This window comes from Streptomyces sp. adm13(2018) (assembly GCF_008042145.1).
Taxonomy (GTDB): Bacteria; Actinomycetota; Actinomycetes; order Streptomycetales; family Streptomycetaceae; genus Streptomyces.
The window spans coordinates 9,119-21,952 of the sequence record NZ_RDBH01000111.1; the positions used below are offsets into that span (position 1 = coordinate 9,119).

Annotated in this window: 4 protein-coding genes; 2 read left to right on the forward strand and 2 right to left on the reverse strand. The window is 75.2% G+C overall.

The genetic code is table 11. The features are described from left to right. Window positions 1-8,762, forward strand: an 8,762-nt coding sequence (locus tag EAO70_RS09915; protein WP_148002645.1) for a non-ribosomal peptide synthetase, incomplete at its 5' end; no start/stop codon positions are given. Beyond that, window positions 8,759-8,968: an MbtH family protein gene (locus EAO70_RS09920; protein ID WP_148002641.1), complete on the forward strand. Its 210-nt coding sequence runs from the start codon at window positions 8,759-8,761 to the stop codon at window positions 8,966-8,968. The genes EAO70_RS09915 and EAO70_RS09920, both read left to right, overlap by 4 nt. Window positions 8,969-9,162: 194 nt before the next feature. Here the strand turns inward: EAO70_RS09920 and EAO70_RS09925 are convergent, their stop codons facing one another. Together EAO70_RS09925 and EAO70_RS09930 are read right to left on the reverse strand one after the other, a co-directional pair. Then, complete coding sequence (locus tag EAO70_RS09925; protein WP_261992786.1) at window positions 9,163-10,992, reverse strand: ABC transporter ATP-binding protein; 1,830 nt, start codon at window positions 10,990-10,992, stop codon at window positions 9,163-9,165. Between the two features lie 74 nt (window positions 10,993-11,066). Then, window positions 11,067-12,764 carry an ABC transporter ATP-binding protein gene (locus EAO70_RS09930; RefSeq protein ID WP_148002643.1) on the reverse strand — a complete coding sequence of 566 codons (1,698 nt, stop codon included), beginning with the start codon at window positions 12,762-12,764 and terminating at the stop codon, window positions 11,067-11,069. Window positions 12,765-12,834: the final 70 nt, after the last annotated feature.

The following is a 12,834-nucleotide window of genomic DNA, read 5'->3' on the forward strand; positions in this document are numbered from 1 at the left end:
CCACCGCCGGACCCGACCACCCCGCCTATCTCATCTACACCTCCGGCTCCACCGGCCGCCCCAAGGGCGTCGCCGTCACCCACCGCGCCCTCGTGAACCGGCTCGCCTGGATGCAGGACGCGTACGGGCTGACCGCCGACGACCGCGTCCTCCAGAAGACCCCGTCCAGCTTCGACGTGTCGGTGTGGGAGTTCTTCTGGGCGCTCACCCAAGGCGCCACCGTCGTCCTCGCCCGCCCCGACGGCCACCGGGACCCGGAGTACCTGGCCCGCCTCATCGCCGAACGCGCCGTCACCACCACGCACTTCGTCCCCTCCATGCTGGCGGCCTTCGTCCGCGTCATGGAGTCGGTCCCGGACGCCCCCGACTGGTCGGCGAGCCTGCGCCGGGTGTTCTGCAGCGGCGAGGCCCTCCAGGGGCCCGACGCCCGCCGCTGGTGGGAGCTGACCTCGCGCTCCGGGCGCACCCCCGTACCGCTGCACAACCTCTACGGCCCCACCGAGGCCGCCGTCGACGTCACGTACTTCCCGTACGAGGGGGGCACCGAGCAGGCCGTGCCGATCGGCCGGCCCGTCTGGAACACCCGGCTTCACGTCCTGGACCCGTTCCTGCGCCCGGTCCCCGAAGGGGTGCCCGGAGAGCTCTACCTCGCCGGCGTCCAGCTGGCCCGCGGCTACCACGACCGCCCCGCCCTCACCGCCGACCGGTTCGTCGCCGACCCGTTCGGCGGCCCGGGGGAGCGGATGTACCGCACGGGAGACCTGGTCCGACGACGGGCGGACGGCGCGGTCGAGTACCTCGGCCGCACCGACCGGCAGGTCAAGATCCGCGGCAACCGCGTCGAGCCGGGCGAGGTCGAGACCGCCCTGGCCGCACTGACCGGCGTGGCCCGCGCGGCCGTGATCGTCCGCGACGGCGCCCTCGTCGGCGTGCCCGCCCCGCTCGACGGACCGGAACTCACCCCGGAGGAGACCGCCCGCGTCCACGCCGCCGCCGGGCTCCCCGTCGCCGACGTCTGGCCGCTCTCCCCGCTCCAGGAGGGCATGTACTTCCACGCCACCTACGACACGGGCGACGCCCTCGACGTCTACCAGTCGCAGGAGACCCTGGACCTCGACCGCCGGATCGACGCCGACCGGCTGCGCGCGGCCTGCCGCACCCTCCTCGACCGCAACACCGGCCTCCGCGCCGGATTCACCAGCGACGGCCTGCCCGGACCCGTCCAGTTCATCGTCGACGGGGCCGAGATCCCGCTCGTCGAGGCGGACCTCTCCGCACTGCCCGACGAGGAGCGGCGCACCCGCACGGAGGAGCTCCTCGCCGCCGACCGCAGGCAGCGCTTCGACCTCTCCGCCGCACCCCTCTGCCGGCTGCTCCTCATCCGGCTCGGCGACGGCCGCGACAAGCTCGTCGTCACCCACCACCTCATCCTCTGGGACGGCTGGTCCGCCTGGCTCTTCCTGGAGGAGCTGTTCACGCTGTACGAGCGGGCCGGCGACCCCACCGGCCTCCCCGAGCCCGGCTCGTACCGCGACCACCTCGCCTGGCTGGACGCCCAGGACACCGCGGCCGCCTTCGACGCCTGGCGCGGGGCCCTGGCCGGCTTCGACGAGCCGACGCTGCTCGCCCCGTCCGGCCGCGACACCGGCCCCGTCATCCCGGTGGACTTCGACGCGTTCCTCACCCGGGAGGCCGGCGACCGGTTCCGCGCCGTCGCCCGGCAGCACGGGCTGACCCTGAACACCGTCCTCAACGCGGCCTGGGCCCTGGTGCTCTCGGCCATGACGGGCCGCGCCGACGTCGCCTTCGGCACGGCCGTCGCCGGACGCCCCGCCGACGTCCCCCGCGTGGCCGGCATCATCGGCATGTTCCTGAACACGGTCCCCGCCCGGGTCGCCCTCGACCCGGACGAGCCCCTGCTCGCCCTGCTGCGCCGCATGCAGTCCGAGCGCGCCGCCGTCATGCCGTACGAGCACGTGGGCCTGGGCTCGCTCCAGCAGGAGACCGGCCACCGCCGCCTCTTCGACACCCTCTTCGTGCTCCGCTCGGCCGACGGCGAGGACCGCGCCGCCGCCCTCCGCGAACGCCACGGCATCACCGCCGTGTCCAACGTCGACGGCACCCACTTCCCGCTCACCCTGATCGTCACCCCGGGCGCCCGGCTGAAGGTCACCCTGGCCGCCCGCCCCGACCTCTTCGACGCGGACGCCGCCGGCACCCTCCTGGCCCGCTTCACCACCGTCCTCGACCGCCTCGGCGAAGCCCTCGCGGGCCCCGCCGCCGCCTCCGTCCGCACGGTCGGCGTGGACCTGCTGCTCCCGGAGGAGAGCGCCGCCCTGGCCACCGCCCGGCGGTCGGGCCGCGAGCCCGTGCCGGACGAGACCGTCGCGGACATGCTCTCCGCCCAGGTGGCCCGTACCCCGGACGCGGTCGCCCTGGTCTTCGGCGGGCGCGCCCTCACCTACGCCGAACTCGACGCGCAGGTCAACCGGTTCGCCCGGCTGCTGCTCGCCCGCGGCGCCGGCCCCGAGCGGGTCGTGGCGCTCGCCCTGCCCCGGTCCCTCGAGATGGTCGCCGCGCTCTTCGCCGTCCTGCGCACCGGAGCCGCCTACCTCCCGCTCGACCTCGACCACCCCGCCGACCGGCTGCGGCTGATGGCCGAGGACACCGGCCCGCTCTGCCTGGTCTCCACGACCGCCGTCGCCCCGACCCTGCGCGGCCAGGACGGGCCCGTCGCGCCCGAGGTCCTCCTCGACGACCCGGCCGTGCTCGCCGAGCTGGCCGCGCTGTCCGGGGACGCGGTCTCCGACGCCGAGCGGCCCGCGTTCGCCCACGGCGTGCCCGGCCGACTGGAGTTCCCGGCGTACGTCATCTACACCTCCGGCTCCACCGGCCGCCCCAAGGGCGTCGTCACGCCCTACCGGGGCCTGACGAACATGCAGCTCAACCACCAGAAGGAGATCTTCGACCCGGCCATCGCCTCCGCGGGCGGCCGCCGCCTGCGGATCGCGCACACCGTCTCCTTCGCCTTCGACATGTCGTGGGAGGAGCTGCTCTGGCTCGTCGAGGGCCACGAGGTGCACGTCTGCGACGAGGAGCTGCGCCGCGACGCCGAGGCGCTCGTCGCCTACTGCGACGAGCACCGCGTCGACGTCGTCAACGTGACGCCCACCTACGCCCAGCTCCTCATCGAGGAGGGACTCCTCGACCAGGACGAGACCGCGGGCCGGCACCGCCCCGCCCTCGTCCTGCTCGGCGGCGAGGCCGTCTCCGACACCGTCTGGACGCGGCTGCGGCGCACCGAGGGCACCTACGGGTACAACCTCTACGGCCCCACCGAGTACACGATCAACACCCTCGGCGGCTCCACCGCCGAGAGCGCCACCCCGACCGTCGGCCGGCCCATCCGCAACACCCGCGCCCACATCCTGGACACGATGCTGCGGCCCGTCCCGCCGGGCTGCCCCGGCGAGCTGTACATCGCCGGCACCGGACTCGCCCGCGGCTACCACGACCGGCCCGCGCTGAACGCCGAACGGTTCGTGGCCGACCCCTTCGGCGAGCCCGGCGAGCGGATGTACCGCACGGGCGACCTGGTCCGGCTGCGCCCCGACGGCCTGCTCGACTTCCTCGGGCGCACCGACGACCAGGTCAAGATCCGCGGCTACCGCGTCGAACTCGGCGAGATCTCCACCGCCCTGTCCGACCACCCCGAGGTCGCCCACGCGGCCGTGGTCGTCCACGAGTCCGCCGGGACGAAGCGCCTCGCCGGCTACTTCGTACCCGAGGACGCGACCCCCGGCGCCGAGGACGACGACCTCGGCCACCGGCTCCGCGACCACCTCAAGTCCCGCCTCCCCGACTACATGGTCCCGGCCGCCCTGGTCCCCGTCGCGGCCCTGCCGCTGACCGTCAACGGCAAGCTCGACGTGAAGGCGCTGCCCGCCCCCGACCCGGCCGCCGCGGGCCCGGTGCGAACGCCCCGCACCCCGCAGGAGGAGACCCTGTGCGAGCTCTTCGCGGAGGTCCTCGGCCTGGCCGCGGAGAACGTCGGCATCGACAGCGACTTCTTCGACCTCGGCGGGCACTCGCTCCTCGCCACCCGTCTCGTCAGCCGGGCCCGTACCGCCCTCGACGCCGAGCTGGCGATCCGCGACCTGTTCGAGGCGCCGACCGTCGCCGAACTCGTCGAGCGGGCGGCCGCCGCCCGCGGCGCCGCCCGCCCGCCGCTCGTCGCCGCCGAGCGGCCCGCCGAACTGCCGCTGTCCCATGCCCAGCAGCGCCTCTGGGTCATCCAGCAGATCGAGTGCACCTCCGCCGCCTACAACTTCCCCCTGGTCATGCGGCTGCGCGGCACCTTCGACCCCGTCGCGTGGAGCGCCGCCCTCGCCGACGTGACCGACCGCCACGAGGCCCTGCGGACCCTCTTCGCCCCGGGCGAGAGCGACGGCCAGGCCTACCAGCGCATCCTGCCCGCCGGCTCCGCCGCCCCCGTCGTGGAGCGGCTGCGGGCCACCGAGGAGGAGATCCCCGGCCTCGTGGACGCCGCCGTGCGGCGCCCCTTCGACCTCGCCACCGAACTGCCGATCCGCGCCACCGTCGCCGAGGTGGCGTCCGACGACCACGTCGTCGTCCTGCTGCTCCACCACATCACCACCGACGAGTGGTCCGACCGCCCCTTCCTGCGCGACCTGACCACCGCCTACACCGCCCGCCTCGACGGCGCCGCGCCCGACTGGGAGCCGCTCCCCGTCCAGTACGCCGACTACGCCCTCTGGCAGCAGCGGCTCCTGGGCGACCCGGCCGACCCCGGGAGCCTGGCCGCCCGGCAGCTGGAGCACTGGCGCACCGCCCTGGCCGGAGCCCCCGAGGAACTGGAGCTCCCCACCGACCGGCCGCGGCCCGCCCGCCCCGCCTTCACCGGCGCCGAACTCGGCATCGCCTTCGACCGCACCGTCCACGAGAACCTGCGCAGGCTCGCCCGCTCCACCGGCGCCAGCATGTTCATGGTCGCGCACGCCGCCGTGGCCGCCCTGCTCCACCGSCTCGGCGCCGGGACCGACATCCCGCTCGGCGCGCCCATCGCGGGACGCGGCGACGAGGCCCTGGACGAGCTGGTCGGCTTCTTCGTCAACACCCTGGTGCTCCGCACCGATCTCGGCGGGGACCCGACCTTCACCGAACTCCTCGGCCGGGTGCGGGAGACGGACCTCGCCGCGTTCTCCCACGCGGACGTCCCCTTCGAGTCGGTCGTGGAGACGCTCAACCCCACCCGCTCCCTCGCCCGCAACCCGCTGTTCCAGGTGATGGTCGGCTACCACGCGCGCACCGACGACGCCCTGCGGCTGCCGGGCGCCGAGGCCCACTACCTGCCGCACCGCATCGGCACCGCCAAGTTCGACCTGGTGTTCAGCTTCACCGAGCACACCTCGGCCGACGGCACCGGCGACTCGCTCGGCTGCCGCCTGGAGTTCGCCACCGAACTCTTCGACCGGGAGACCGCCGAACGCATCGGCGAACGCCTCGGCCGACTCGTCGGACTCCTGGCGGCGGCCCCCGACCGGCCGCTGTCCGAGGCCGGGATCCTCACCGAGGAGGAGCACCGGCTCGTCCTGGACGGCTTCAACGGCCTGCCCCGCGAGGTCGACGAGGAGACCCTGCCGGGCCTCTTCGCCCGCTGGGTCGCCGAGCGCCCCGACGCGGTCGCCGTCGTCGAGCGCTCCCGCTCGGTGACGTACGCGCAGCTCGACGCCCGCGCCAACCGGATCGCCCGGCTGCTCGCCGCCCGCGGCGTCGGCGCGGAGACCGTCGTCGGCGTGGCCGTGCCGCGCTCGGTCGACATGATCGCCACGGTCGTGGCCGCGCTGAAGCTCGGGGCGGCGTTCCTGCCGCTGGACCTCGTCCACCCCGAGGACCGCCTCCGCTACATGATCGAGAACTCCGGCGCCGCCGTCGTGGTCGGCACCGAGCCCGTCGCCGGGAAGATCCCCGCCGCCGACGGCGTCCCGGTCGTGCTCCTCGACGCCCCCGACATCGCCGCCGCGCTCGACGCGCTGCCCGGAACCGCGCCCTCCGGCGGCCCCGTGGGCCTCGACCAGGCCGCGTACGTGATCTACACCTCCGGTTCGACCGGCCGCCCCAAGGGCGTCGTCGTCCCGCACGAGGGCATCGCCAGCCTCGTCGCCACCGCCGTCGACCGGATGGGCCTGGAGCACGACAGCCGGGTCCTCCAGTTCGCCTCCATCGGCTTCGACGTCTTCGCCTTCGAACTGGCCATGGCCCTCTGCCACGGCGGCCGGCTCGTCCTGATCACCGACGAGGCCCGGGTCGCCGGACCCGCCCTCACCGACTTCCTCGCCGACCAGCGGATCACCCACATGATCCTGCCGCCCTCCCTGGTGTCGGCCCTGCCGCCCGGCTGCCGGCTGCCCGACGGGTCGACGGTCCTCGTCGGCACCGAGACCGTCCCGCCGGACCTCTTCGACCGCTTCGGCGCGACCGCCCACCTGATCTGCGCCTACGGACTCACCGAGGCCACCGTCAACTCCACCCTGTGGCCCGCCCGGGAGCACGGCGGCCGGGCCACCGGCCGGGTGCCCATCGGCCGCCCGGACCCCAACACCCGCTGCTACGTCCTCGACGACCGCCTCCGGCCCGTCCCGCCGGGCGTGATCGGCGAGCTGTACGTGGCCGGCCGCGGCCTCGCCCGGGGCTACCTCGGGCAGGCCGGGCTCAGCTCGGAACGGTTCGTCGCCGACCCGTACGGAACCCCCGGTAGCCGCATGTACCGCACCGGCGACCGGGCCCGCTGGCGCGCCGACGGGAACCTGGACTTCCTCGGCCGGGTCGACACCCAGGTCAAGATCCGTGGCTTCCGCATCGAGCTGGGCGAGATCGAGGCCGCCCTCGCCGGACACCCGTCGGTCGCCCAGGCAGCCGTCCTGCCCGACCGCGACGGCGACATCGTCCGGCTCGTCGGCTACGCCGTCCCCGAGCCGGGCGCCGCCCCCGCCCTCGACCCGCAGGAACTCCGCGCGCACGTCGCCGCGGTACTGCCCGAGTACATGGTCCCCGCCCTCGTCGTCCCGCTCGACGGACCGCTGCCGCTCACCCCGAACGGCAAGCTCGACCACAAGGCGCTGCCCGCCCCCGACTGGTCCGCGATGACCGGCGACGCCGCGCCCGCGACCGGGACACAGGCGCGGATCGCCGACCTGTTCTGCGAGATCCTGAAGCTGGACTCCGTCGGCGTCCACGACAGCTTCTTCGCCCTCGGCGGCCACTCCATGGCCTCCATGCGCCTCCTGGGCCGCATCCGCACCGAGTTCGGCGTCGAGCTGAGCATCCGCGACGTCTTCGACGCCCTCACCGTCGCCGGCATCGCGGGCAAGCTGGAGGGCGCGAGCGCCGCCCGCCCGGCCCTGCTCCCCGGCCGCCCCGGCGACGACGACGGCGCTGAGCCGCCGGCGGCCCCCGCGCAGCGCCGGCAGTGGCAGGCGTACCGGCGCGCCCCCGGCTTCGACCACGCCCTCGTCCTGCGCTCACCCGGCGGCCTCGACACCGAGGCGCTCGCCGCGGCGCTCGCCGACGTCACCGCCCGCCACGAACCCCTCCGCACCGCCTTCGCCGAGGTCGACGGAGTCCTGGTCCACCGGGCCGTCGCGGCGCCGGACCTGGCCGTGGAGGAGTGCGGCGACCTGGACGCCAGGCTCGCCGAACTGGCCGCCGCCGCACCGGACCTGGAGCGCGAGGCCCCGTTGCGGGCCCGGCTGCTCACCGGCGCCGGGGGAGCCCAGGCGGTGCTGCTGACCCTGCACTACCTCGCCGTCGACGAGTGGTCGGTGGTCCCGCTGTTCCGCGACCTCACCACCGCGTACGGCGCGAGGACGGCCGGACGGGCCCCCGACTGGGCCCCGCTGCCGGTCGGTTACGGCGACTACGCCCGCTGGGCCCGCGAGGTGCTCGGTGACCCGGCCGATCCCGACAGCCGCGGCGGGCGCCAGCTGGCCTACTGGCGACGGACGCTCGCCGACGCCCCCCGGGAACTCGCGCTGCCCGCCGAGGCCCCCGCCGTCCCCGCGCAGCGGGGGAGCCGGACCGCCGGAGTCGTCGAGTTCGTACTCGACGAGCGGCTGCACGCGGACGTGGACCGGCTCGCCCGGTCCACCGGCACCAGCCTGTTCATGGTGCTGCACGCGGCCCTCGCGACCCTCCTCACCGGCCACGGGGCGGGCACCGACCTGCCGATCGGCACGATGGTCGCCGGGCGCGGCGACGACCAGCTCGCCGACCTCGTCGGCTGCTTCCTGAACACGGTCGTGCTGCGCACCGACACGGCGGGAGACCCCTCCTTCGCGGAGCTCCTGACCCGGGTGCGGGAGACCACGCTGAGCGCCCTCGACCAGCAGGACGTCCCCTTCGACGAGGTCGTCCGCGCGGCCGGCCTGCGCCCGGAGGGACCCCAGGTGATGGTGGTCCACCACGAGCAGGCCGACCTGGAACGCCTCCAGGGCGGCGTCGGCGACCTGGTCGCCGTGCCGACCGGAGCCACCCGCGCGGAGCTGACCCTCAGCTTCTACGAACCCCGGGGCGAGGGCCCCGTGCACTGCGGCCTGATCCACGCCGCGGACCGGCTCGGCCCGGCGAAGGCCCGCATGCTCGCCGGGGAAATCCAGAGTCTGCTGCGCACCGTCGCGGACGATGCCGGACAGCCCCTGTCCCAGCTGTCCGGAGTGACACACAAGAGGAGTGAGAACGCATGAGCACCAACCCGTTCGAGGACCCGCAGGGCCGCTTCCTGGTCCTGGTCAACGAGGAGAACCAGCACTCGCTGTGGCCCTCCTTCGCCGGGGTCCCCGCCGGATGGCGGACCGTGTTCGGCGAGGACACCCGCGAGGCGTGCCTGGCCTACGTGGAGACCCACTGGACCGACCTGCGCCCGGCGAGCCTCGTCGCGGCCCAGGACTGACCGGCCCGCCGGCAGCACCGAGGGGGCGGTACGACTCTCGTCGTACCGCCCCCTCCGGCGTACCACCCACGTTCTCGGACGGGCCCCGTCCGGGACGGCCCCATCCAGAGCGGCCCCATGCAGGAGAACCCCGTCCGGGACGGCCCATCCAGCGCGGCCGCGTCCGGGACGGCCACGTCCCGGACGGGCCCGCCTCAGACGGCCGGTGAGACCCGGGCGTCCGCGTCCGCCGTCGGGTGCGGCACCTTCTCCCCGGGCTCACGGCGGCTGGCCGACCACGCGGCCCACAGATCGGCGTACCGGCCGCCGGCCGCCACGAGCTCCTCGTGCGTGCCGGTCTCCACGACCCGCCCCTGGTCCAGGACGACGACCCGGTCGGCCGCCGCCGCCTGCGGCAGCCGGTGCGCGACGAGCAGCCCGGTGCGCCCTTCGAGGGCCCGCGCGGCCGCGTCCTCCAGGACCCGCGCACCGGCGCTGCCCGCGTCCGCGGTGGCCTCGTCGAGGATCGCGATCGGCGGATCCGCCAGCACCAGCCGCGCCAGCGCGAGGTGCTGGGCCTGGGTGACCGTCAGCCGGTGCCCGCCCTCGCCGACGACCGTGGCGAGGCCCTCGGGCAGCGCCTCGGCCCACTCCAGCGCGTCGACGCGGTCGAGCGCCGCGCGCAGCCGCTCGTCGTCGGCGTCGGGCCGGGCCAGGCGCAGGTCGTCGGCGAGGGTTCCGGCGAAGACGTGCACCTCCTGGCTGATGAGCGCCACCGCGCGGCGGACCCCGGCCGGGCCCAGCTCCCGGGTGTCCGTCCCGCCGAGGGCGATCGACCCCCCGGTGGGGCTGTGGACGCCGGCGATGAGCTTGGCCAGGGTGGTCTTCCCGGCGCCGCTCGCGCCCACCAGGGCCACCCGTTCCCCGCTCCGCACCCGCAGGTCGACCTCGTGCAGGACCGGCGCGCCGGAGCCGTACGCGTGGCTGAGCCCGGACACCTCGACCGAGCCGTCGGCGACGGCCTGCGCCTCGCTCTCGGCCCGCTCCGCGGGGAGGTTCGACACACCGACGAGGCGGGCGAAGCTCGCTCCCGCCGACTGGGCGTCGTCCAGGAGGTACAGCGTCGCGTTGATCGGGTTGAAGAGGCTGTGGAAGTACAGCGCGGCGGCCGTGGCCGTACCGATGCTGGCCGAGCCGTTGTCGACGAGGAGGAACCCGGTCGCGAGCATCGCGGCGAGACCGATGAACTCGCCGAGGTTGAGGCGGGAGAAGAACCCGGTGACGATGTGGATGCCCCGCAGGCCCAGGTCGCGCGCGGCCGCGGAGCGCTGCTCCAGCAGGTCGGTGTGGGTGCCGTCCAGGCGGAACGCCCGTACGGTCCGGACGCCGCCGACGCTGTCGAGCAGCTGGTGCTGGAGGGCGCCGGTGGCGACGCGGTGCTCGCCGTAGACGGGCGCGGCCCGGCGCATGTACCAGCGCACCGAGAGCACCTGGACCGGGGACGCGAGGAGCGCCGCGATCAGGAACCGCCAGTCGAGGACCGCGAGGCCGACGAAGGTGAGCACGATGGTCAGGGCGGAGCGGCTGAACTCCGGGAGCGCCTGCCGCACCGACTTGCCGATCATCGCCACGTCGCTGGTGACCCGGGAGACGAGGTCGCCCGAGCCGGCCGCCTCGACCCTGTCGAGCGGCAGCCGCAGCGCCCGCTCGATGAACTGCTCCCGCAGCGCGGCCAGGACGGTCTCGCCCAGCCGGGCCACGAGGGTGCTGCCCACGGCCGCGGCGGCGCCCCGGGCGACGGCGACGACGACGAGCAGGACCAGGGGCAGGGTGAGTGCCGCCGCGCCCCTCTTGTCGACCACGAGGTCCACGATGTGTCCGAGCAGGGGAGCGGTGAGGAGCCCGACGGCCGTGCCGGCGACGAGGACACCGAGCGCCGCCGCGGCGAGGAGCCGGTGGCCGTGCAGCATGGTGCGGAGCGCCGCGACGGACTCGGCGCCGGTGGCGGTCGGCAGGAGCACGCGGTCCGGGCTGGTTCCGCTCATGGTCTGTTCCGTCTCTCTCTTCCGTCCTTCGTCCCGTTCCGGACGGCTGTCCGTCCGTGTCTCGTCGGCGAGCGTCATGCGAGCACCGCCGCGCGGTACGTCGCGTCGGCCGCGAGGAGTTCGGTGTGGCGGCCGGTCGCCCGGACGGCGCCGTCCTCCAGGACGATCACGCGGTCGGTCACGGCGAGGAGGGCGGGGCTGGTGGTGACCAGGATCGTGGTGCGGTCCCGGCGGACCTCGCGCAGCCGGGCGGCGATGTGGGACTCGGTGACGGTGTCCACCGCGGTCGTCGGGTCGTGCAGCACGAGGACGGGACGGTCGGCGGCGAGCGCGCGGGCGAGGGCGACGCGCTGGCGCTGGCCTCCGGAGAGCGAGCGGCCGCGTTCGGCGAGGAGGGTGTCCCCGCCGTCCGGCAGGAGCCGGGCGACGTCGTCGGCGGCCGAGGCCCGGAGGGCCCGCTCGACGGCCGAGGTGTCGCCCGCGGCCCCGGCCCGGACGTTGTCGAGGAGGGTGCTCTCGAACAGGTCGGCGTCGTGGTGGGCGACCAGCACGACGCGGCGCAGCGCGTCGGGGTCGAGCGTGGTCAGGGGCGCGCCGTCGAGTTCGACGGCCCCCTCGGCGGGGTCCGCCTCACGGGCCAGGCAGACGAGGAGGTCGTTGGCGGCGGCGGCGTCCCGGGCGACGATCCCGGTCAGGCTGCCGGCCGGGAGGTCGAGGTCGACGCCCCGGAGCGCGCCGAGCGTCACCCCGCGCAGGGCCACGTGCCCCGCGGCCCCGTCGGCGGGCACGTCCCGACCGGTGGCGACGGCCTCGGGCGAGGCGAGGACTTCGGCGATCCGCTTGGCCGAGGCGCGGCCCTGGGCGAGTTCGGCGTTCACGTAGCCGAGGAGCTGGAACGGGCCGAGGAGGAACTGCGCGAGACCGACGGCGGCGACCAGGTCGCCGACGCTGATGCTGCCGTCCATGGCGAGGTAGGCGCCGACCACGCCGATGACGGCGATGAACACGCCGGTCAGGGCGAGGACGGCGCCCTCGTGCCCGGCCCGGCTGCGCGCGGCGCGCAGGGCGGCGGACAGCGAGTCCTGGCTCGTGGTGCGGTAGCGGGCCACGGCCGCCGACTCGGCGCCCATGCCCTTGAGGACGCGGAGTCCGGAGACGAGGTCGGCGGCGACGCCCGAGGCGTGGGCGGCCCGCTCCTGCTCGGCCTCGCTGCGCTGTTCGAGCGGGCGGCTGATGCGGTGCCCGAGCCACAGCAGCGGCGGGATGCCGAGGAGGACGAGCAGGCCGAGGGGGACGGAGATCCTGAGGAGTGCGACGGCGCTGATCACGAGGGCGGCGACGGCCGACACCCCGTACGCGATGACGGTGGCCACCGAGCCCACGCGGCGGGCGTCGTTGGTGGCGATGCTGGTCAGCGCGCCGGGGAGGCGGTTCGCGTCGGCGCCGCCCCGGGGGTCGAGCACCCGGGTGGCCAGGTCGAGCCGCAGCCGGTGCGCGGCGAGTTCGCCGCTGCCCTCGGTGATCCGGGCGCTGATGCGGTAGCAGGTCGACAGGACCAGGAAGAGCACGGCGAGGACGATGAGCAGGCGCAGCAGCGCCGAGGTGGAGCCGGTGGCGACTGCCGTGTCGATGGTGGCGCCGATGACCACCGGCACCAGGGCCTCGCAGCCCTGGTGGGTCATACCGAGCAGAGACGCCGTGATCACTCGGCGGCGTTGTCCTCTGATCGCCTGGCGGAGGACAAGTCCCCCCGTCGGTCCGCCCGTTGGCATGAGACTCCTTCGCGGAGGTGGATGGTTGGTTAGGTGAGCCTACTCTGACTTCGGCGGGGGGCGGGGCGGG